This window comes from Streptosporangium sp. NPDC049644, from assembly GCF_040675205.1.
GTDB lineage: Bacteria > Actinomycetota > Actinomycetes > Streptosporangiales > Streptosporangiaceae > Streptosporangium > Streptosporangium fukuiense.
The window spans coordinates 14,946-35,850 of record NZ_JBFAOJ010000040.1; the positions used below are offsets into that span (position 1 = coordinate 14,946).

Genomic DNA, 20,905 nt, shown 5'->3' on the forward strand with positions numbered 1-20,905 from the left:
TGTACGGACTTCGGACCTTTCGTCTCGCCACCACAAGCCGTACGCCGGCTACAAGCTGGTGCGCTGCCGCAGAGTGTCCGTGTACTGCCCGATGTCCAGCCCTTTCCCGGTGGCCCACCCGTCATCGTGACAGGTCGCCAGATGTCGGTCGGCCGCGTCGCCGATCAGCGACACCACCGTGCCGGTCTCGCCCCTGGCCCGCATGCGGTCGACCAGCTCCAGCGCCGCCCACAACGCGGTGCCCGACGAGGCGCCAACCGGCAGCCCGGTGACCTCGCGGATATGCCGGGCCGCCGCCACACTGGCCGCGTCGGGCACGGGGACGACCAGGTTCACGAGGTCGGGCCGGAAGCCGGGCTCGACGCGTGGCCGTCCGATGCCCTCGATCCGCGAGGGCATCCCGGTGCCGTAGTCGGGCACGTCGAGGGTCCATCCCGGGAAATAGGCCGAATTCTCGGGATCCGCCACCGCGACCCGGCAGCTCTCACCGTGGGACTGGATCCACTGACCGAGGGTGGCCGAGGTCGCTCCGGTACCCGCGCCCGTCACCACCCAGTCCGGCCGCACCTGCCCGAACAGCTCCTCCGCCAGGTCGTGCGGCGCGGCCCGCCCGAACTGGTCCAGGAAGTGCCCGTCGATCTCCCGTGCGGCGTTGTAGATCGCCAGCGGCGGCGTCACGAACCGGCACTCCCCGCCCAGTTCCTCCACCGGCCGCGCCCGCGCCTGGCTGCGCTCACCCGGCATGACCACGATGTACGGCAGGCCGAGCCGCCGCGCGAACCATGCCTGCGCCACGGCCGCGTTGCCGCCGGTCGCCTCCACCACGGTCATACCCTCGGCGATCGACCCGTCGAGCACGGCCCGGCGGAACAGTGCCCTGGCGTGCCGGTGCCGCAGGCTCCCGGTCGGCTGCACGGACTCGTCCTTCAGCAGCAGCCTGATCCCGGGCGCCGATACCGGGAAGTCGATCAGCGGGGTGGGCTCGCCCACCGCCAGCACGTCGAGCGCTCGCGTGTGCCAGTTCACCGTTCCACCATGTCAGGCGCCGCCCGAAAGATCGCGTCCGTTCGCCACGAGCGAGCCGGTCAGGGAATCCGCACGTTTCCCCTGAGGTGACCGTCGCGGTTGCCCGATCAGCCCGGGTGCGGATAAACAGTAAACGACGCAGGATGGAACACCGCCGTAGCCAGGCAGGGCACGGCGTACGACCACTCCGATCTGTCCTTGGCTCACCTCCGGCCAGGCCACGAAGAACCGGTTACGCTCCGCGTCCGATCTCTCACTGATTTGTGCGATCGTCGTACAGTGAGGATATGGGCATGCTTACCGTGCAGATCGATACGGAGACAGAGGACGCTCTGGCCGAACTCACCTCCGACGGCAGATCTCTCGCGGACGTGGTCCGCGATGCCATCCGTCAGGCCGCATGGCGCCGACAGGAACAGCAGGCCCAGCGCGACGCCGAGAGGCTGGCAGGCGACCCCGCCGACCGCGCCGAAGCCCAGGCGATCATGCAAGACATGGATGACCTACGCGCGTGGTGACGTGTACCGGCTGCGAGCGCCGAAGAACACGGTAGGACACGAGCAACGCGGCGAACGCTTCGCCATCCTCCTCCCGCCGGATCGGCTCGCACACATCTCCACGATGCTGGTCGCTCCCACATCGACGAGTGCGGCACCGAGCATCTTCCGCCCGGAGATCGAACTCGACGGCACCACGACCCGGGGTGATGGTCGAACAGACCGTGGCGATCGACCCGATCCGCCTTGGAGACTTCGCCGGGCGGCTTTCTCACTATGAGCTGGACAAGGTCAGTAAGGCTCTTCGCCTGGTCTTCGCTCTCTCCCCATAACGAAGCGCAACATCGGGGCAGCCTTGGCCCCCGCCGAAAACAACCACCACCGGCCCGCCGCACCCCTCACCGTCGGCCCGGCAAAAGCGCCGCCCCGCCCTCCGCTCAGGCAATCATCCGATCTTCCCGCCCCGGTCTCACCTCGATTCGGCAATGGACCGAACAGCAATTCCGGCACGGCACAGAGGTGGGAGTGGCGACCTCACAGCGAAGCACAACAGGTGACAAGCGGTCTGTCTGCGCTGACAACGGTCGCGGAGGAGGCTGCGCAGACAGACCGCATGTGCTCAGGCGGCGAGTTCGCTGTGCAGTTGGTCGCGGAACTGGCGGACCATGATGCTGCCGCTGTACGGGTCCAACTCGTCGGCGAATTTCTGGGTGAGTTCGGCCGCGCGGGCGGAGATCAGCGCCTTCGTCATCGGAATCGCGGCCCGAGCCATGTCGATGGCCTGCTCCAGCTCACCCATGCCGAGGTAGCCCTCGGCAGCGTGGATCTGGTTGAACTGGGCGGTTCGGGGATGCGTTCGCGGTACTCGGTCACGGCTGCTTCCGCAAGACCTACTGCTCGCCGGTACTCGCCGAGCATGCTCCAGCAGTGACCCGCCGTTGAGATGACCTCGCTGCACGGGCGCAAGCGAACGCCGTCGACGGACATGCGGGACACCGGGGTCTTTGTCGGGAGCAGCGCTATGCGATCACCTGCACCCAGGTGCCGACATGGCCGACCGGACTCTCCTCGGCAGTCGCACTGGACTACGCCGTGAGCAGTCGCGACCCGTCATGCCGCAGAGGCCTACGAGTCCTCGACAAAACCATCACAAGTGAGGCCAAGTGCGCCACAAGGGTGAACAATCACCATCGGTGACCAATCCGGCATTTCGGACATTCCTTATGAAGGAGCATGCTGCTTCGCCACTGAACAGGCGTCAACTCCTTCCCGCCCTGCCGGGACAGGAAGGAGCTATCTCACCGGACGAGGATGGCGCGAGCGCACAGTCCGGTCTTACCGAAGACGGTCGCCGCCCTCCTATCAGGTCGAGCCTGTTACCCGAGGAGGGCGCGAAATGGGGTCAACCCGTCAGGAGCGATCCCCGGCGGCCACGTGAAACACGGTGGCAAAAGGACCGAGCGCGAACCGTCTTGACATCTGTTTTCCCGCCTAAGGGCCTGAAGCCCGGCGTAAATCCTACTACACACCACCGAACCGCACCGACTGCACGGCCTGGAATGAGGAATTTCTCTTGAAGAGACTTATCAGGCGTACCTTCGCACGATGGGCGGCGTTGCCGCTGGCCACTGCGATGGTCGGCGCTCTCGCCCCGCCCGCGCACGCGATCGCCGCATCCCCACCGAAACCGTCTCCGGGCAAGGAGGTGGCAGCCTCCGCCTCCAACAGCCCATTCATCGATCTCGGCAGCCTCAAAACGATCCAGGGCCTGGTCGGAGGCATCAACAACAAGGGGCAGGTCGCTTCGGCGATCAACCGCACGTCGAACCCGATAGAGGCGAAGCTCGGAGCCGTGCTGTTCTCCGGGGGCTCTTTCACAGACATTCACGCGGGCCTTGGCGACGTCGGTTACAGTCGCGCCCGGGACGTCAATGACGACGGCACCGTGGTCGGCACCTATGGCGCCCATTCGCAGTCCTTCGTCTTCAAAGACGGTGCGGTAACGCGCATGGACCCGCCGCTGGCGACGGCCATCAACAACAAGGGGCAAGTCGTGGGCCCGGGATGGATACGGGACGCCGACGGCTCCGTGCTGAGACTTCAGTCCTGGAAAAATCAGCGCATCGAGGCCTCTTCGCTGAACAACTCCGGCTCCGTGGTCGGTGGCGCGGACATGAACCCCGACCCGAGAGTGGTGGACTACCGGGCCTTCCGCACCAGACCCGGCGAGCCGGTCAACCCCATACGAGACCGCCTGGAGTACATGGGAAGCACGATCGCGTTCGACATCAACGACAAAGGACAGGTCGCAGGCTACGGGACGGACATGGACGATGGCTACGTCCCGCTGATCTGGGATGCGAACGGCACACCCGAGGTGCAACAGACAAGCTGGGGCGGCATGGTGGATGCGATCAACAACGCGGGCATCGGGGTCGGAAGGATGTACGAACAAAATCGCACATTGACGGCCGCGATATACACGGAGGGGCGCGGCATCGACCTGAACACTTTCGTTAGGGGAAATACCAGATTGACATTGACGGCGGCGACCGGAATCAACGACGCCAACCAGATCACCGGCATCGCGAAGGATTCCGACAACGTCGCCCATGCTTTCCTGCTCGATCTGGGAGCTCCCTTCCCAGAAGTCAAGTGGATAGATATCCAAAGCGCGAGATATCCAAATGAAAGCGATTATTCGGAAGTCAACGGCGCAGTTGTCGACGGCAACGCGATGCGCATCGGCATCGCCCTCAAGAACGCAAGTCCACACCCCGTGACCGTACAACTGCAGGCATATCATTCTCCTGATCCCGGGCACGACAACCTGGGAACGCCCATACTGGATGAACCACAGGAAGAATCCATCCCGCCACTGGGTTCACGGGACACGTATTTGAAATGGTCACCGAAGAAGACCTCTGGAATCGCCTGGGAAAAGGGCGAGCCGGTCTCACGCCGCTACGTGAAAATACAGCTCCTCGTCGGCGGCGTCGAGAAGTTCTACGTCGAAAAACATTTCGACGTCATACCGAAGCCGGCGGTCCTGGTGCACGGCTGGAAGAGTGACGCCCAGGCCGCCTGGGGCGACACCGGCGAGATCCTCAAAAAGATACATCCCCAAATGGGGGTGTTCGCGATCGGTGACGGCCAGTTCGACGAGCACGGCGGCACGCTCGACACCGGCACAGACTCGGAGCCGTTCCGGCGTACCAAAATGCTCTGGGAGAACGTCGACGAGATGGCAAAGTACATCGAGAACGTGCGCAAGCGGACGGGTGCGTTCCAGGTCGATGTCATCGCTCATTCGATGGGCGGACTGATCGCCCGGCAGTACATCCAGACCAAGATGCCGCGCGTGGGAGGTACGCCATCCTTCACGACCGGCCGGCCCGCGGTGAACCGGTTGCTGCAGATGGGCACCCCCAACATGGGAAGTTGCCTCGCGGACATACTCGTGGAGGCGGCCAACCTGTGGGGCGCCCCCGTTCCGTACTTCCCGGCCACGTACGAGCTCACCACGGATTACATGGACGGTGTGTTCAACCGCAGGTATCTGGATCTCAAAGACGTGCGGCCCTCCAACCTGGTGGGCGTGGGCAGGGCGGTGCTCTGTGGCCTGACTCCCCCTGACGGTGACGGAATCGTTCCGGTGTTCAGTTCACGGTTCATCTACCCGGACACCCCCAGGACCGACACGGCGCACACGTCGATGACCTCCTCGGAGCCGGACTTCCTGTCCTACATCAAGCCGCGGCTCGCCATGGCGCCGGGCACGACCGGCACCGCGGGGCCGACCGGCCCGGGACCGAAGAACGACGCCACCTTCGAGTCCGGCATGGAATCGACCGCGAAGCCCGGCGCGGAAACCGCGGCCAAGGCCACCGGTGATGCGGATGCGATGTCGACGTTCGCCACGCCGTCCACCGCGGTGGAGCCGGGCCAGACGGTGAGCGTGCCGTTGAACGTTCCGCAGGGCACGGCGTTCGGCGTGACGGGGGTGTTGCCGTCGACGGTGGGACTGGTGTTGCGTGATCCGTCCGGCAGGCCGGCCGCGCAGTACGCGGCGGGCAGCGAGCAGGCCACGCAGCCGATTCAGGGGTTGAGCGTGGCCGCCCCGCAGGCGGGCACGTGGAAGCTGGAGGTCACGAACTCCGCGGCCGAGCCGGTCACGGCCACCCTGGGAGCCTGGATCACGGGCAACCCGGTGAAAGTGTCGGTGGTGAAGGCCGAGCAGTCCTCTGACGAGGGCCGGGTGCGGGTGATCGCCGGTGTGACCGACGCCGGTACGCCGATCACCGGTGCGCCGGTGAAGGCCATCCTGCTCGGGATGGACGGCACGCGCCATGAGGTGGCGTTGGAGGACGACGGGAACAACGACGACGGCGTGTACGGCGGTACGTCCGAACCCCTGGGCGACGGCGTGTACGGCATCACCGTCAGGGCCGACACCGCGGCGGGGTTGCGGAGTGCGCGTGGTGTGGTCGAGGTGAAGAAGCCGGACCTGCGGGAGTTCGAGCTGACGTTGTCGGCGCAGCCGGGGGGTTCGGTGTCGGCGTCGCCGGCGCGGGATGTCCACCGGTCCGGGAGCGAGGTGACGATCAGCGCGACGGCGGATGCGGGGCGGATGCCGCTGGGATGGATCGTTGATGGTGAAGAGCGCCCTGCCGGGACGTTGAAGCTGGTGATGGACGGCCCGCATACGGTGGTGGCACGGTTTGGGTCCTATACGGTGACCGAGCTGGGCGGCGCCGGTGGCGCGAGGGCGTGGGACACACGCGCGGTGGCGTTGAACGATCGTGGTCAGGTCGCGGCCACGGTGATGTACGGGGCGCATGCGCAAAAGAGTCGTGCGGTGCGCTGGCAGGGGGGTGAGTTCACCGAACTGGGTGGTCTGCCGTGCACCGATGGCTCCTCTCCTTCCGATCAGTGTCATGCGGAGGCCACGGGGATCAACGAGGCCGGGGACGTCTCGGGCTTCGCGGTCACCTCGGTGGGTGAGGACAAGGTGCAGCGCGCCGTGCTGTTCGGCAAGGATGGGCAGGTCACCGACCTGCAGCGGTCCGGGTCCGGGTCCGGTGTGGCCGTGGATGTGAACGACAACGGTCAGGTGTTCGGTGCCAAGGACGGTGAGCTGGTGATGTGGGACAGGGGGACCGCGGTTCGGCTGCCGGCCACCCCGCCGTTCTACGACAACGTTTACCGTAACGTTCCGGGTTATCCCAGCCCGTCGCTGCCGCGGATCAACGCGCGTGGCGCTGTGGCCGGTGCGTATGTGTATGAGACGGGTGTCTTCGGGGATCCCGTTGGCTGGAGTCCGGCGGTCTACCAAGACGGGGTCACCACCAAACTGGCGCCGCAGACCTCGGATTGCCCGCACAACCACGGCGTCGCGTACGACATCAACAACGCCGGTGTCGCGGTGGGTGCGATGATGTGCGTCGTTCACACCCAGCAGCACGCTTATGTGTGGCGGGACGGTCAGGCGACCGATCTGGGCGCGGGGGATGCGAGCGCGGTCAGCGACAGTGGTCTGGTGGTCGGTCGTGCGATCGATCCGGACGTCTCCACTCCGTTCAGGACGGTCTATGAGCCGGTGGTGTGGTTGGAGGACGCCAAGTTCCCGTTGGCGGATCTGTTGCCTCGGCCGTTGTGCCCGCAGGAGGAGGCCGACACGAAGGTGCCGTGTGTGGGCTTGTCGTGGTTGTACGACGTCAATTCCTCGGGGCAGATCGTGGCGCAGGGTTTCGTCCGTGACCGTTCGGCCTCGCAGGAGGGGTTTGTCCAGTCCCCGCGGTCGTTCCTGCTGACCCCGACGACGGCGCGGGCGGATCTGGAGGTGAGCGCGACGGTGTCGGCCGGTGAGCCGGGGCCGACCTCGACGGTGACCTGGACGGCCACGGTGACCAACAAGGGGGATGACAGCGCGACCGATGTCCGGCTGGATGTGTTCGTTTCGCAGGGGGTCACCGGTGCGGCCTGTGAGACCTGGCGGGGTACGTGCGTGCCGATCAATGGCGGCTTCCGTAACGCGGTCAAGGTGCTGGAGCCGGGGTGGTCGGCCACTGTCGAGGTGAGCGCGACCGTCCCGGACGGTGCCGCTGAGGGCACCGAGTTGAAGACGAAGGTGATGGCGGCCAGTTTGGCGGTGTCCGACCCCGAGATCGACAACAATGGGGCGGAGGTCGTCTCGAAGGTTCGTCCGCTGTTGAACACCGTGGGGGTCAACTGGCCGGAGCCGGTGCAGGTGGGTCAGGTCAGCCATTCTTATGTGGTGAAGTTGACCAACCGGCTGAACGACCCGATCCCGTTGAAGGTGATCGCGGTCAGTGGGCCGTTCACGCAGACCAACGCCTGTCCGGTGGAGTTGGAGGTCGGTCAGGTGTGTGCGGTGGAGCTCGTGTTTGCTCCCAGTGTGGAGGGAGCGGCCAGTGGGGCGCTGACTTTCACCACCGCTGATGATGCGCAGCCGGCGTTCACCGTGCCGTTGACCGGTCAGGGTGCCAAGGCGGGCAGCGCGCCGGTGGTGCAGGTGCCGGCCGAGCCGGTGCGGGGTCAGGTGGGCAAGCCGTTCACTTTGGAGGTTTCCTTCACCGATTCTGATTCCGATGCCGCGGAGACTCATACCGCCCGGGTCGTTTGGGGTGACGGGCCGCCGGTGCCGGCGGAGGTGACCCAGCGGCCTGGTGGGGGCGTCGTCCGGGTGACTCGGACGTTCACCACCCCGGCCGGCGGCATCGCCCTGGTGATGGTCACCGATGGCAGCGGCAAGACCGGCACGGCCGACGTGCCTTATGTGATCGAGGAAACGGCCCCCAACCAGCCGCCGAGGGTGCTCGACGGAGAATCCGATGTCGAGCTCACGGTGGGCGAGACGCTGCGGCGCACCGTGACCTTCACCGACCCCGACTCCACCTCCTGGGCGGTCACGGTGGACTACGGCGACGGGTCCGGCCCCCAGCCGGTGACGCCCACCGCCGCCAAGCAGGTCACGCTGGAGCATCAGTGGGCCACCCCCGGGACCTATCCGGTCACGGTGAAGATCACCGACGACGGCGGCCTGGAAACCGCAGCCACCTTCCAGGCCGTGGTCAAGGCGGTGGAGACCCCGAACCAGCCCCCCGTGGTGAGCTTGACCGGGCCGGACACCATCGCGGAGGGCTCGGCGTGGCGGGCGGAGGGATCGTTCGACGACGGCGACTCCACCTCCTGGACGGCGACGGTGGACTACGGCGACGGCACCGGGCCCAGAGAACTGACGCTGGAGGGCAAGCGGCTGAAGCTGGAGCACACCGCAGCCGACGACGGTGAGCGCACCGTCACGGTGTCGGTGACCGACGACAAGGGCGCGACCGGCACCGCGACGCTGAAACTCCAGGTGACCAACGCCGCGCCGCAGGTGACCCTGAAGGAACCGGCGGTGGAGAAGGTCGTGCCGGTGGGCAAGGCGGTGCCGCTCAGCGCGTCGTTCACCGACCCCGGCGCCGCCGACACCCACACCGCCACCTGGACCGTCGGCGGGCGGCAGGTGACCGGTGCGGTGGCCGAACACGGCGGCACGGGCACCGTCAGCGGGTCACACGTGTTCACCAAGGCCGGGCGCTACCCGATCGCGGTGACCGTGACCGACGACGACGGCGGTGCGGCCACCGCCGACTCCATCGGCGGCAAGGTGGCGTACGTGCTGGTCTACGGCCCGGCGGGGTCGCTGGTCGGGGCCGGTCAGACGGTCTCTCCCACCGGGGCGTGCAAGCTCGGCGGCGAGTGCGCGAAGGAGGGCAAGGCGACCTTCACCGTCACCGCCCGCTACCGCCACAAGGACACCGTCCCCAGTGGTGTGCTGCACTACAAGGCTCCCGGGTTCGACCTGCGGGACACCGCCTACACCGTGCTCGTCGCCTCCGGCGGCACCGCGACCCTGCGCGGAGAGGGAAAGGTCAACAAGACCGTCGACGTCACCTACGAGATCACCGCGGTCGACTCCGGCAAACCGGCCGACCGCACCGACAAACTGCTGGTCAGAGTCTGGAAGAAGAACGGAGAGCTCATCTACGACAACAGCACCTCGCCCTCACCGGTGAGCGGCGTCATCCGCGTCAGCGGCTGAGACCGACACGTCCGTAGTCCTCGGCCCCTCGGCTGGGGCCACGGGCATCCGGCTATCCTCGAATCCGCCGGACGACCACGGGCCGACCTGTCCATGCCCTTCGGCAACGATCGCCGCGTTTCCCACCGGCCGACACGTTACCTGCGGCTTGGAATGTCTCGCTCCGTCTCGCCCTCGCGCCACGGCGTGGACCCGGACACCACGAGACGACTCACCCGGGGTCAGCTACGAGACCAAAAAAGATTCGGACGGCGATGTCGAGAATTCGTGGCCGGTTCCGTCCCCGCTATGAACGCGACCACAATGGGTCGCACCAGCACCGAGGAGAACCACGATGGCCAAATATCTACTGCTCAAGCACTACCGCGGCGCCCCGGCTTCGGTCAACGACGTGCGCATGGACCAGTGGACGCCGGAGGAGATCTCGGCCCACGTGCAGTACATGCACGACTTCGCGGCCCGGCTTGAGGAGACCGGCGAGTTCGTCGACAGTCGGGCGCTCGCCCCCGAGGGGGCGTGGGTCCGCTACGACGGCGAGGGGCGCCCGCCGGTCACCGACGGGCCGTTCGCCGAGACCAAGGACCTCATCGCCGGCTGGATGGTGATCGACGTCGACAGCTACGAGCGCGCCGTCGAGCTGGCCGGGGAGCTGTCGGCCGCCCCTGGGGCGGGCGGGAAGCCGATCCACGAGTGGCTCGAGGTGCGCCCGTTCCTGACCGCGCCGCCCACCATCACGGAATGACCTCATCATGAACGAGGCCCTGCTGAGGAGCCTCACCCCGAGCGTGCTCGGAATCCTCGTCCGCCGCGGAGCAGACTTCGCGGCGGCCGAGGACGCCGTGCAGGACGCGCTGGTCGAGGCGATCCGCGTCTGGCCGGCCGACCCACCGCGGGACCCGAAGGGCTGGCTGGTCACCGTGGCCTGGCGCAAGTTCCTCGACGCGACCCGGGCGGACGCCGCCCGCCGCCGGCGTGAGGACCTCGTCGACGAGGAGCCGGCGCCCGGGCCCGCGCCCGCGGTGGACGACACGCTCCAGCTCTACTTCCTGTGCGCCCACCCGTCGCTGACGCCGTCGTCCGCGGTCGCGCTCACGCTGCGCGCCGTCGGCGGGCTGACCACCCGCCAGATCGCCCAGGCCTACCTGGTGCCCGAGGCGACCATGGCGCAGCGGATCAGCCGGGCCAAGCGCACCGTCTCCGGCGTGCGGTTCGACCAGCCCGGCGATGTCGCCACCGTGCTGCGCGTCCTCTACCTGGTCTTCAACGAGGGCTACTCCGGCGACGTCGACCTCGCCGCCGAGGCCATCCGGCTCACCCGGCGGCTCGCGGCCGCGATCGACCACCCCGAGGTGGCGGGGCTGCTCGCCCTCATGCTGCTCCACCACGCCCGGTATGCCGCCCGGACCGCGCCCGACGGCAGTCTGGTGCCGCTCGCCGAACAGGACCGCGGCCGGTGGGACACCGCGTTGATCGCCGAGGGCGTCGGGATCCTGCAGGCGGCCCTCGCCCGCGACCGGCTGGGCGAGTTCCAGGCCCAGGCCGCCATCGCGGCACTCCATGCTGACGCACTTACCGCCGAGGAGACCGACTGGGTGCAGATCGTCGAGTGGTACGACGAACTCGCGCGCCTGACCGACAGCCCGGTCGTCCGGCTCAACCGCGCGGTGGCCGTCGGGGAGGCCGACGGACCGCGCGCCGGCCTGGCGGCGCTCGCGGCGCTGGACGACTCACTGCCCCGCCACACCGCGGTGGCGGCGTACCTCCACGAGCGCGACGGCGACCTGGCGACGGCGGCACGTCTGTACGCCGAGGCGGCCCACAAGGCACCCAACCTCGCCGAGCGCGACCACCTGACGCGCCAGGCCGCCCGGCTCAACGCCCGCCGGTGTCGCTGACGGGTCGCGCTCGGATTCTCCCGCAGCACTTGGAGCGGCCTCGCGGCCAGAGCGGTCGTGCTGCGCTCTCGGCTGCTGAAAAACATCTCCGAGGCCCTTCTACGGCACTCCCCGTCGGCCATCGCCGACTACCGCGCCAAGTTCGTCGGTAATCCCGCCTTCGGCGACTACGAGCATCTGCGCCGCTTCGACGACGTGCTCAGAAAGCTGGCCGCCGACATCGCCGACGGCACCGCCTGCCCCGGCTGCGGACACGACCCCCGCCATCCGTTCTGCGACACGGAGATGGGAGACAAGGCCGCCCGGCCAGGCTCCGAGGTCCCCCGCATCCGTCCCGCGAAGCGGAAGCAGCGGATACGCAGACCCCACCCGGCTGGGGCCTCCCCATCCTCAGAGCCCTTGGCCAGGGTAGAAGCGGAAGAACCCCTTGCACTGAGTTGTCCACTCCGAAGCGACTTATCCGAGGGACGAAAATTCGAAATTAACCAAAGGTAGCAAATCAATCACAAGTGGCCTATGTTAATAATTTACATGAATGTCAACACTTGAAAAACTGAGCAGTCACAGTTCATGATCGACCAAGGTGGAGCAGAGAGCGACAAGAAAAGAGGGCCTCCTCGTCGACCAGCACAGGAAAGGCGAAAATGATTATCGGTAAATGGCGACTCATTATCGTCGCCACACTTTCCACCATCGTGACCACGATAGCTGTAACCGTGGCACCGGCATCAGTCATGGCCGACCCCTGGCCATTCGACGGATGGTACCCAGACAAGAGCACACACAGCTGGTGTTATCACAGCACGGCAGGGTCGACGCTCAGGAGCTACATCCCAGGGGCGATGAACTACCTATACAACTCCACTACCATACCTGGCATCCCTCAGCACGCTACATGCGATACACAGAATTCAAATCAAGATGGCGATCCCGCAACCGATGTCGTATGGAAACAAGGGAATCTGAACGGACAGTTCGGCACCGCTCCCTGCTTCGTAGAAACAGCTTCCAACAGCACTCACTGTGACCAGCGGCAGATCACCATAGGCGTTAACAATATTGAAAGCTCGGACTATCCACACCATCAATACATTAAGACAGTATGCCATGAACTAGGGCATACTGCGGGCTTCGACCATTATGCTGGATTCGCTAGCCCTCCCGCCATTCCGCCAGGAGGCGTACTGGACTGCATGGTGAGCGGAAATGTCTCATACGCCGACGATCCCGCCGGTTCATGGATATGGCAATACAACAGTCATCACCTCAGTCATGCGAACTCTTGGTGGCCCTAAAACAGAAAGGAGCCCGTCGATGAAGCGGCCTATCGCTTCTCTCACCCTTGTTTCGGCGCTTGCCCTGAGCGGGTGCACAGGCGGTGGGACATTCGGCACCCCTGCTACGGCCCAGATTTCCCAAGGGAATCACGAAGCGCTCGACGTCTCGATTCTCCGGGTCGCGGAATCCGACTTCCAGGCCCTGCCCTCACCGGAGGCTCTGGCGAAGGTCCAGCCGATCGTCGCCGCAGGCGTGGTCGATGGCTGGCAGGAAGGTCCGGCTCTGGCCACCTATCCCAACGGACCGCTCGAACATCGTGTCATCCTCAGGATCAAGGTCACCCAACCCCTGAAAGGGATCAAAGAGAGAAATACGGACAGCGATTCAATGATATTTGTTGAGCTGTTCCGAGGAGCCGTGATCCGAGACGATTCAAAGAAACCCGAAGAGTGGGCTCCCAAGAAGTCTATGGAAGACTTCGAGAAATCCATCCCCACCGGCACTAAGACCATGGTGTTCGCAGCCGAGCACATTCCCTACGAAGGGGAAGTCGTAAAGCCTGGAGCCGCCGTTCCCGCCGATGCGATTCTCACCACTCCTCCGCCCCAGGGCCTCGTATTCGAAGATCAGACACTTGTCCAGCAGAAAAACTCGGGTGGCCAGACTCTCGTGGGCGGGATCGAACCGCTGGACGTCGCGGGCACTCGCTCGGGGTGGGCGGAGCCCAAAAGCATGGACGACCTAATCGCGCGCCTCAAAGGCCATGGTTTTTCAGGGTGAGTTCAATGTGACACGATCTGTCCATTGAGCCGGACGGGCAGGTGAACCGCCCACATTGGTCCTGTTCATGCAAGCCGTCATGGCGAGCGATGACCTCGCTCGCCATGACGGCTTCGATTTTTTGACCGGTGGCGTGCCCATGAAGAACTTCGCACAAGACGACGCGACCAGCGGCGAAGACATCGGCAGGAGCAGCGACCCCTTCCTGCCTATGTGCGGAGCTGACGGGTCCGGACGCGCAGGCCGTACAGGAGGATGCGAGGTTCGCCATGACACCGAGGACCCCGAGAAACGACCAGGCGCCGACCAGTGCGGCCACGATCTTCGGCCGTCACACCAAACGAGGGCGGAACGGATTCCATCTCCCGCCCTCTGTCGTGTTCTCTACCGCTCACGGTCGTCAACAGTGAACGGAGCGTGCCCATGCGGCCATTCGGCGGCATCCCCCTGAGTGCCGGCGGCCACCCCGCCAAAGACCCGGCCTCATCGGCGGACCACGGACACGGCGACGGAGACGTCCGCACGCCGGTGAAGGTCCTGCCACCTGGCTCCGTCTCGCGCCGCGCCCGCGCCGTCATCCGGGAGGTGCTCCAGGACGCGGGCCTGCCCGGCGACGACATCGACTCCGCCGAGCTCATCGTGGCCGAACTGGCCGCCAACGCCGAAAAACACGCCCGTCCGCCGTACGAACTACGGATCCACCACCTGGACGGCGTCCCCATCTGGTGCGAGATCGTCGACGGCGACCCCGACCCGCACGAGATCGTCATCATCCTCGGCCTGCTGAACTCGGTGACGGAGATCGGCCTGCCGCTCCTCGCCGGGAACGGCCGCGGCCTGCTGCTGGTCCACCGGCTCTCACACGGTCACTGTCACGTCCACGCCACCACGACCTACACCACCGCCACCCCCGGCAAGGCCGTCGCCTTCGCCCTGCCCACCCCCTCGGGCACCCGCCTGGCCTTCCCACCCCTCCCCGACCTCCACCCCGGCCTGGCCCACCTGCGCGAGTGGACCGAACACCACCCGCCCATGGGCGGGCGGACTCCAGCCGAGAACAGTTGAACGCCCCGGTCGATCTCAACCCACCCCCAGCGTCAACCGGGCAGCGGGCGCCGTTGTGACCCGGAACCCGCTCCCCTGGCTTCCTCCCCGTCACCCTGTCGAACACCGGAAGGTACCCGTCGGTTTTGACCGGTGAGTGTCGACCTAACCAGCGAGGAGCTTGCTGACCGCCTGGTGGGAGACTCCAAGTAGCAGGCCGATGTCCCGATGGGGAAGCCCCTGCTCGTGCAGGCGGCGCGCGGCCTCGCGTGAACGACTGACCGCGTCATCACGCAACCGGTCCGCTTCCCGGCGGATCTCTCTGGTCCGCGCGACCTCCGCGGCGAGCTCCTCCCCCAGTACGGGAACCACCGTGATCTGCCAAGCGGTCACGGCCGGGTCGTCGACGTCGAAGCGAAGGGCCAGTAGATCGCGCACCGTCTCCTCGGCTTGATCGAGCCGTCGCACTTGAGTATGCGCTGGACGCCGCAATCCCGGCCCTTCGATCTCCAGCGCCCACCAGCCACCAACCCGCTGGGCCGTGACCCGAAACTCGTTCACCTGGCCTCCTCCTCGTCATCCTGGCTCATGTCCTGTTGAGCTTCGGCGAGTAGTGCGTCCCACTCCTTGAGAATGCCTTTGGCCGTCAACTCGTTGACTTCAGCATGACGCGGCACGATGACCGCATCTCCTCGGACGTACCACTTGTCGTGACCGCCACCATGCACGTCAGGCGTCTTCGAGAACTCGAAGCCGTACCACTTGGCCAGGCGAGCCATCCGGCCAAGCAGCTCGTTTTCGTTTCATTCAGCGCAGTCAATGCGGTTGCCAGCACCAAGGCAACCGGCTTGCCTAAATATCCAGCTAGATCCCAAATACGACGGATCCGGCGTTCGGCGACTACGAGCGCCTGCGCCGGTTCGACCACGTGCTCAGAAAGCCGGCCGCCGACATCGCCAACTGCAGGCACGACCCTCGGCAGCTGAACACCCCTCCCCAGCGCTGGACGGCGGGTGCCGGAGCAACCATTCGGAGATGTTCCAAGAGCAGCGGAAACCTCAGGGCGGTGTGTGCTAGAAAAGGCGCGTCGGCCCAGCTCATGAGGGATTTCCGAGAGATCGGCAAACCCGGGTGAGCAAGCGCGCCGGCACGACAGGCCATGCCACGGCGCCCAGAGCCGGTCACCCGGAGAAAGAAAGACGGCCCCAAGCCGGTGCTACCAACACCGCCTCAGGGCCTTGATCCATTCACCCTGCTACACCAGGAGAAAGATCCATGCTCGACTGTACCCGCGCGCCCGCGCCCGTATCAAACACCCTCTCCCGCCAGGCGACCGTCTTCTCGGTCTCGGAGGGCGGGCGATGAGCATCCGGCAGGCGCAGCCGCCCTCCGACCGGTTCACCCGGATATCCAACCTCTGGCTCCGTGACCTGCGGCTGTCCTGGAAGGCACGCGGCCTGCTGGCCTGGCTGACCTCACACGCGACCGGCTTCCGCGTCTCGGAGAAGACCATCGTCTGTGCCGCCCCGGACGGCCGGGACGCGGCCCGGACCGCCATCGCGGAACTGGAGACGTACGGCTACCTGGTACGCGAACGCGAGCGGGGCCACGACGGCAGACTCGGCGGCGTCACCTACATCATCTGCGACCCCTGGTCACTACGACCCGCCCTCGACGAGCCCACACCGGAAAACCCGCCACTGGCCCCGACCAGCACGAACACCCTAAAACCCCAGGCCGCGACCTACGCCGGGAAAACCAACGCGGGGAAACCCACCCGCATAAGAAGACCAGCAAAGCAAGAAGACCAGAAGCCCGAGAAGATCAGCGAAAATCCCCCTCTTCTCGCCGTAGGCGAGCCTGCGGACCGTAGGGGGCCGGGCGCCGCGCCCCGGCCTGGCTGCGCTCCCGGCTGCTGAAAAGGATCTCCGAGGCCCTTACCCAGCACTCCCCGCTAGCCGTCGCCGACTACTGCGCCAAGTTCGTCGGCGATCCCGCCTTCGGCGACTACGAGCATCTGCGCCGCTTCGACGACGTGCTCAGAAAGCTGGCCGCCGACATCGCCGACGGCACCGCCTGCCCCGGCTGCGGACACGACCCCCGCCATCCGTTCTGCGACACGGAGATGGGAGACAAGGCCGCCCGGCCAGGCTCCGAGGTCCCCCGCATCCGTCCCGCGAAGCGAAATCGGCACCGACCGCCGCTCACCGCGTAGACGACGGCCCCACTTAGTAGCGTCAGAAAGCGATCACACTAAGTTCGGATCTTCAGGTGGGTCGTAGTCTTCGGGGGCCGTTTTCAGATCGCGGCCAGGTCCGCGGTGATGTTCGCCGCCGGCGTGTTCCGTGCCCGGTTCCAGGAGGTCCCGGCCCACAGGTGCAGCGTCTCGGCGTCCCCGCGGACCGCTGCGGCGCGCCGCAGCGGTGCCGTCAGGTGGTGGACCTGCGGATAGGCCGCAGGTGCCCGGCTGGAGTACTCCGTCATGAATCGGTTGACCAGGCCGCGCGCCGGACGTCCGGTGAAGGCTCTGGTAACGGCGGTGCGGGTGAAGCAGGGATCGGTCAGCGCCGCACGGTGGACCACGCTGGTGCCGCTCTCGGGACAGAGCAGGAAAGCGGTGCCCGCCACAGCCGCGACCGCTCCCGCGGACAGGACCCGGGAGACGTCGGCGGCCGAGGCGACACCGCCGGCCGCGATGAGCGGAAGCCGTGACACCTCCCGTACCCGGGACAGCAAGCGCTCCAGGCTCATCGCCTCGACGTCCGCGTTGGTGAACGAGCCGCGGTGGCCACCCGCCTCCTCACCTTGGACGCACAGCACATCGGCCGCCGAAGCCAGCAGCGCCTCGGCCGCCGACGTCACCGTGACCACCACAGTGGTCCCCCTGCGGCGGAACGCCTGGATCAGTTCGTCCTCCGGACAACCGAACGTGAACCCCACCAGCGCGGGCGGATCCGTCAGCAGATCCGCGACCTTGGCCGTGAAATCGTCATCGCCTCCGCGCGGGACTCCCAAAGTGGTGCTCAGCCGCTGCGCCTCCCGCTCGATGACCCGCGCATAGCCGTCGATCTCAGCCTGATCGACTTCATCGGCCGTAGGCATGAACACATTCACCCCGAACGGACGGGAGGTGAGCTCGCGCGCCCGCTTGATCTCCTGGCGCATCTGCGTGGCCGTCTTGTAGCCGGCCGCGAGAAACCCCAGACCACCGGCTTCGGACACGGCGGCGGCCAGTTCGGGCGTGGACGCCCCGCCGGCCATGGGAGCCTGCACGACCGGCAGCCTGAACGGCCACGGCACCGGATCGGACATCGACACCTCCTCCCTCAACACCCTGTGGCCTCACCGTAAGCGCCACGACGGTGAACGGGACCGGACGCCTACACCACCCGACTCCAGCCGACACCGGTTGAACACCGTTCGCGCTACGCGGCCCGCACGGACAAGGGCGACGTCATCGGACACCTGACTGTGCAGGCCCGAGGGAGACCGGTCGTCCTGGGGTGAAGGGAACGAGCAGGTGGTCGAGGCCTGCTTCGGAGAAGGCGGCGTGCACGTCCGTCTGGTCCTCGGTGAAGTGGGTCCAGCCCTCGACATGGAGCGGCACGACCTGCCGGGCTTTCAGCAGGCGCGCGGCGATCATCATCTCGGTGGCGTTCAGGGTGAGCCGCCCGTCGATCATGGGCGTGCGGACGGCGCCGCCGAACAGCAGCGCGATGTCGACGACCGGGAACCGCCCGGCGATGAGCTCCACGTACTCCAGCGAGGCGTTGTCCCCGCTGACGTAGACGGTGGGCAGCCCGTCGCCGGTGAGCACGAAGCCGGTGACCTGGCCGACGACGGGCTCGCATCCCGGCGGGCCGTGCAGGGCGGGAACGGCGGTGACGCGAACCCGGCCGACGTCGTGGTGCTGCCAGGGGTGCAGCGGGGTGACCCCGATGCGCGCGGCGGCCTCGGGCGTGCTCAGGGTCAGCGGCGCGGCGGACATCATCTGGCGCCCCAGGCTGTCCAGGTTGTCGGGGTGCTGGTCGTGGCTGAGCAGTACCAGGTCCACCGGGCCGACGTCGGTAGGGGAAAGGGCCGGGCCGGTGGTCTTGGTGAGCGTGAGCGGCCCGGCGGGGTGATCTCCCGGCGGATCGAAGGTCGGATCGGTGAGGATGCGCAGCCCGCCGAGCTCCAGCAGGGCCGTCGGGCCGCCGATCACGGTGATGGTGGTCGTCATGGACGGCTCCGTTCGCTGCGCGGTCGGGCATCGTCCGGATCATCTGGACCCGTCTTCCGCACGTGACCCGATCGACCCGGGATGATCACTCGCAGTAGTAGATCAGATACATCCGCCGACCCGCAACGACCTGGCACGCTCGGCGTGGGGCCGGTGGTCCCACGCCGAGCGCTGACCGGGGAGTCCCCGGTCGGGAGGACCGTCAGACGGGCGTCACCCGCAGGGCGGGATAGCGGGCCGAGTTCAGGTACAGCTTGTCGGTGCCGTGCTCCTTCTCCAGTTCCAGGACGAACCGATAGCGGTAGAGCCCCGGCCGGGCGTCGCTCATCACCGCCCCGGCCCAGTAGTAGTAGACGGCGGTGTACTGGTCGCGCATCCGGTCGGGAGCGCCGTAGACCTTGAGCTCGGTCATGATCCGGCGTTCGGCGACGTCGTCCTCGTCCCCCTTCTCGATGTCGAGGAAGACCAGGTTGTTGATCTTCGGCATCGGAGGCCAGGTGCCGTCCGTACGGCGGTGCATGTCGATCGGGCGGATGATCCAGTTGATCACCTGCCCCTGCTTGCAGATGGTCTCCAGGTGGTCGCTGCCCTGCCCGACCCCGCCGACGCTGTTGTCCATCATGTAGAGGCAGCCGTCCAGGGACTTCGTCGCGGCGGCCTTCTCCATGTCGACGAGGGTCACCACGTTCAGCTGGACGGAGTTGAGCTGGCCTCGATCGGCGAAGTCCGCGGCCGCGTATTCCTGGGTCATCGGCCTCCCTTTCCCTCGTTGGCGGGACCGGCCAGGGCCGGCCGGGCGGTGGGGGTGAACGGCGTGCCGACGGTGCCGAGCAGGAACGAGAGCCGGTACGGGACCGGTTCGGTGAGGTCCTGCTTGACCTCGGCGGTCCAGAACACGATGTCGGTGCCGGGATACACCTTCCGCGTGGGCTCGGCGATCCGCGGGTCGATCTCGATGTCGGCGAGGGCCACGTAGGTCTCGCACTCCAGCGGGATCACGTTCCACAGCAGGGTGTCGCCCTTGCGTACCCGGCTGTGCAGCTCGGGGGTGCCGAACCCGGTGGACCCCGCGGCCCCGTTGGTGTCGTAGAAATAGAGGTTGTCGTCCAGGTTCTCCGAGGCCAGCGCGGCCACGGGGTCGACCACCGCGGTGATCGTCACGGGCCGGACGGGCCGGGTGGGCCGGCGTTCGGACTGTCTGTTCCTCGGGGGCATGCGGCTCCTTCGGTCGAAGATGCTCCGGCTCGGACCGGGTCAGCCGGCAGCCGGGACGGGCGGGAGGGGAAGTACGCCCAGTCCGGCGCCGGTGAACCCGTTGCGCTTCGGGTCGTTGATGATCTTGAGGCTGGACTCGCAGGTCAGGTCCACGGACTGCCAGACCAGTTCGTCGTCCTGCTCGATCAGCTCGTGCAGCTGGACGTGCATCGTGTACGGGTAGACCCCGGGCCGGCTCGTGTCCACGGTCGCGGCCCAGTACCAGCCGTCGTAGATCATGTCGGGCGAACCGTACTGGGCCGGGTACATGATCTTCTCGGTGACGGCCTGACCGGTGATATCGGTGATCACCGGGGCCGGGTAGTTGTACGCGCCGGGGCTGCCCGTGGTCCTGCCGGTGACGTCCAGCAGCTTGGCCTCGGTGAGGCCGCGCCCGCCGCCCGACTTGCGGGCGTGCTTGCCGACCCGCCGCTGCAGTTGCTTGAGATCGGCGTCGCTCACACCGCCCTCGCTGCCGAGCGCGGCCAGTTCCTCCAGGGTGCGCCGGTCGTCGGCGCGTTCCTGCTCGGCCAGGTAGTTGCGCGGCACCGTCGGGGGGATCGCCCCCAGCGCCGCGGGCAGCCAGTTCAGCACCTGCTCGGTCGCCTGCGACCCGTCGAGGAAGTGGGTGCCTGGCACGATCGTCACCAGCTGCTCGGTGCCCACCCCGACCGAGCCGAGCAACTTCATGTTGTCGAACCAGTACGTGTTGCCTTCGAGCGACCGCGTCCGGAGCGCGTTCTCGACGTCGAAGAGCACGATGATCCCGTGTTGCTGGGCCATGAAACCGCCTTTCGCA

Annotated in this window: 19 protein-coding genes; 9 read left to right on the top strand and 10 right to left on the bottom strand. The window is 66.8% G+C overall.

Features of this window, described 5'->3' with window-relative positions; genetic code table 11:
* Positions 1–48: 48 nt before the first annotated feature.
* Complete coding sequence (locus AB0J58_RS22460; protein ID WP_364218383.1) at positions 49–1,026, bottom strand: pyridoxal-phosphate dependent enzyme; 978 nt, start codon at positions 1,024–1,026, stop codon at positions 49–51.
* A gap of 293 nt (positions 1,027–1,319) precedes the next feature.
* Between AB0J58_RS22460 and AB0J58_RS22465 the strand changes: the two genes are divergently transcribed.
* From AB0J58_RS22465 to AB0J58_RS22475, 3 genes are read left to right on the top strand one after another with little or no spacing between them, the layout of a single operon-like run.
* On the top strand, positions 1,320–1,544 hold the full coding sequence (locus AB0J58_RS22465; RefSeq protein WP_364218385.1) for a hypothetical protein: 225 nt from the start codon (positions 1,320–1,322) through the stop codon (positions 1,542–1,544).
* Complete coding sequence (locus AB0J58_RS22470; protein ID WP_364218387.1) at positions 1,525–1,803, top strand: type II toxin-antitoxin system PemK/MazF family toxin; 279 nt, start codon at positions 1,525–1,527, stop codon at positions 1,801–1,803. The genes AB0J58_RS22465 and AB0J58_RS22470 overlap by 20 nt, the downstream gene beginning before the upstream one ends.
* Positions 1,763–1,855 (top strand): hypothetical protein, encoded by a 93-nt coding sequence (locus AB0J58_RS22475; protein ID WP_364218473.1) that lies wholly within the window; start codon positions 1,763–1,765, stop codon positions 1,853–1,855. Before AB0J58_RS22470 ends, AB0J58_RS22475 begins: the two co-directional genes overlap by 41 nt.
* Positions 1,856–2,142: 287 nt before the next feature.
* Here the strand turns inward: AB0J58_RS22475 and AB0J58_RS22480 are convergent, their stop codons facing one another.
* The gene (locus AB0J58_RS22480) at positions 2,143–2,322 is read right to left on the bottom strand and encodes a hypothetical protein (RefSeq protein WP_364218389.1); all 180 of its coding nucleotides are present in this window, start codon (positions 2,320–2,322) and stop codon (positions 2,143–2,145) included.
* Positions 2,323–3,138: 816 nt separating this feature from the next.
* Between AB0J58_RS22480 and AB0J58_RS22485 the strand changes: the two genes are divergently transcribed.
* The 5 genes from AB0J58_RS22485 to AB0J58_RS22505 all read left to right on the top strand — a co-directional run bounded on the left by AB0J58_RS22485 (position 3,139) and on the right by AB0J58_RS22505 (position 14,651).
* The gene (locus AB0J58_RS22485; protein WP_364218391.1) at positions 3,139–9,633 is read left to right on the top strand and encodes a PKD domain-containing protein; all 6,495 of its coding nucleotides are present in this window, start codon (positions 3,139–3,141) and stop codon (positions 9,631–9,633) included.
* 334 nt (positions 9,634–9,967) lie between these two features.
* Entirely contained in the window at positions 9,968–10,375 is a 408-nt protein-coding gene (locus tag AB0J58_RS22490) for a YciI family protein (RefSeq protein WP_364218393.1), read from the top strand.
* A 7-nt stretch (positions 10,376–10,382) separates the two neighbouring features.
* Positions 10,383–11,528 (top strand): DUF6596 domain-containing protein, encoded by a 1,146-nt coding sequence (locus AB0J58_RS22495; protein ID WP_364218395.1) that lies wholly within the window; start codon positions 10,383–10,385, stop codon positions 11,526–11,528.
* Positions 11,529–12,842: 1,314 nt separating this feature from the next.
* On the top strand, positions 12,843–13,586 hold the full coding sequence (locus AB0J58_RS22500; protein ID WP_364218397.1) for a hypothetical protein: 744 nt from the start codon (positions 12,843–12,845) through the stop codon (positions 13,584–13,586).
* A 423-nt stretch (positions 13,587–14,009) separates the two neighbouring features.
* Positions 14,010–14,651: an ATP-binding protein gene (locus AB0J58_RS22505; RefSeq protein ID WP_364218399.1), complete on the top strand. Its 642-nt coding sequence runs from the start codon at positions 14,010–14,012 to the stop codon at positions 14,649–14,651.
* A 144-nt stretch (positions 14,652–14,795) separates the two neighbouring features.
* On the opposite strand, the gene AB0J58_RS22510 is transcribed toward AB0J58_RS22505, so the two are convergent.
* Together AB0J58_RS22510 and AB0J58_RS22515 are read right to left on the bottom strand one after the other, a co-directional pair.
* Positions 14,796–15,191 (bottom strand): hypothetical protein, encoded by a 396-nt coding sequence (locus tag AB0J58_RS22510; RefSeq protein WP_364218400.1) that lies wholly within the window; start codon positions 15,189–15,191, stop codon positions 14,796–14,798.
* Positions 15,188–15,409 carry a hypothetical protein gene (locus tag AB0J58_RS22515; protein ID WP_364218402.1) on the bottom strand — a complete coding sequence of 74 codons (222 nt, stop codon included), beginning with the start codon at positions 15,407–15,409 and terminating at the stop codon, positions 15,188–15,190. The genes AB0J58_RS22510 and AB0J58_RS22515 overlap by 4 nt, the downstream gene beginning before the upstream one ends.
* 582 nt (positions 15,410–15,991) lie before the next feature.
* On the opposite strand from AB0J58_RS22515, the gene AB0J58_RS22520 reads away from it, so the two are divergent.
* Positions 15,992–16,549, top strand: a complete 558-nt coding sequence (locus AB0J58_RS22520; RefSeq protein ID WP_364218404.1) for a hypothetical protein — start codon at positions 15,992–15,994, stop codon at positions 16,547–16,549.
* A gap of 35 nt (positions 16,550–16,584) precedes the next feature.
* Here the strand turns inward: AB0J58_RS22520 and AB0J58_RS22525 are convergent, their stop codons facing one another.
* From AB0J58_RS22525 to AB0J58_RS22550, 6 genes are all read right to left on the bottom strand, one after another.
* Complete coding sequence (locus tag AB0J58_RS22525; protein ID WP_364218406.1) at positions 16,585–16,737, bottom strand: hypothetical protein; 153 nt, start codon at positions 16,735–16,737, stop codon at positions 16,585–16,587.
* 191 nt (positions 16,738–16,928) lie between these two features.
* Positions 16,929–17,942, bottom strand: a complete 1,014-nt coding sequence (locus tag AB0J58_RS22530) for a nitronate monooxygenase (protein WP_364218408.1) — start codon at positions 17,940–17,942, stop codon at positions 16,929–16,931.
* 142 nt (positions 17,943–18,084) lie between these two features.
* Positions 18,085–18,852: an MBL fold metallo-hydrolase gene (locus AB0J58_RS22535; protein WP_364218410.1), complete on the bottom strand. Its 768-nt coding sequence runs from the start codon at positions 18,850–18,852 to the stop codon at positions 18,085–18,087.
* A gap of 202 nt (positions 18,853–19,054) precedes the next feature.
* On the bottom strand, positions 19,055–19,603 hold the full coding sequence (locus tag AB0J58_RS22540) for a hypothetical protein (protein WP_364218412.1): 549 nt from the start codon (positions 19,601–19,603) through the stop codon (positions 19,055–19,057).
* Positions 19,600–20,067, bottom strand: a complete 468-nt coding sequence (locus AB0J58_RS22545; protein WP_364218413.1) for a hypothetical protein — start codon at positions 20,065–20,067, stop codon at positions 19,600–19,602. The genes AB0J58_RS22540 and AB0J58_RS22545 overlap by 4 nt, the downstream gene beginning before the upstream one ends.
* Positions 20,068–20,106: 39 nt before the next feature.
* Positions 20,107–20,889, bottom strand: coding sequence for a hypothetical protein (locus tag AB0J58_RS22550; RefSeq protein WP_364218415.1), 783 nt, complete (start codon positions 20,887–20,889; stop codon positions 20,107–20,109).
* Between the last annotated feature and the right edge of the window lie 16 nt (positions 20,890–20,905).

What these genes read in the sequence shown, in the direction of transcription:
- AB0J58_RS22465 (WP_364218385.1), top strand. Translation starts at nt 1,320, where the DNA reads ATGCTTACCGTGCAGATCGATACGGAGACAGAGGACGCTCTGGCCGAA.
- AB0J58_RS22470 (WP_364218387.1), top strand. Translation starts at nt 1,525, where the DNA reads ATGACCTACGCGCGTGGTGACGTGTACCGGCTGCGAGCGCCGAAGAAC.
- AB0J58_RS22480 (WP_364218389.1), bottom strand. Translation starts at nt 2,322, where the DNA reads ATGGGTGAGCTGGAGCAGGCCATCGACATGGCTCGGGCCGCGATTCCG.
- AB0J58_RS22490 (WP_364218393.1), top strand. Translation starts at nt 9,968, where the DNA reads ATGGCCAAATATCTACTGCTCAAGCACTACCGCGGCGCCCCGGCTTCG.
- AB0J58_RS22495 (WP_364218395.1), top strand. Translation starts at nt 10,383, where the DNA reads ATGAACGAGGCCCTGCTGAGGAGCCTCACCCCGAGCGTGCTCGGAATC.
- AB0J58_RS22500 (WP_364218397.1), top strand. Translation starts at nt 12,843, where the DNA reads ATGAAGCGGCCTATCGCTTCTCTCACCCTTGTTTCGGCGCTTGCCCTG.
- AB0J58_RS22505 (WP_364218399.1), top strand. Translation starts at nt 14,010, where the DNA reads ATGCGGCCATTCGGCGGCATCCCCCTGAGTGCCGGCGGCCACCCCGCC.
- AB0J58_RS22515 (WP_364218402.1), bottom strand. Translation starts at nt 15,409, where the DNA reads ATGGCTCGCCTGGCCAAGTGGTACGGCTTCGAGTTCTCGAAGACGCCT.
- AB0J58_RS22520 (WP_364218404.1), top strand. Translation starts at nt 15,992, where the DNA reads ATGAGCATCCGGCAGGCGCAGCCGCCCTCCGACCGGTTCACCCGGATA.
- AB0J58_RS22525 (WP_364218406.1), bottom strand. Translation starts at nt 16,737, where the DNA reads ATGGCGGGGGTCGTGTCCGCAGCCGGGGCAGGCGGTGCCGTCGGCGAT.
- AB0J58_RS22530 (WP_364218408.1), bottom strand. Translation starts at nt 17,942, where the DNA reads ATGTCCGATCCGGTGCCGTGGCCGTTCAGGCTGCCGGTCGTGCAGGCT.
- AB0J58_RS22535 (WP_364218410.1), bottom strand. Translation starts at nt 18,852, where the DNA reads ATGACGACCACCATCACCGTGATCGGCGGCCCGACGGCCCTGCTGGAG.
- AB0J58_RS22540 (WP_364218412.1), bottom strand. Translation starts at nt 19,603, where the DNA reads ATGACCCAGGAATACGCGGCCGCGGACTTCGCCGATCGAGGCCAGCTC.
- AB0J58_RS22545 (WP_364218413.1), bottom strand. Translation starts at nt 20,067, where the DNA reads ATGCCCCCGAGGAACAGACAGTCCGAACGCCGGCCCACCCGGCCCGTC.
- AB0J58_RS22550 (WP_364218415.1), bottom strand. Translation starts at nt 20,889, where the DNA reads ATGGCCCAGCAACACGGGATCATCGTGCTCTTCGACGTCGAGAACGCG.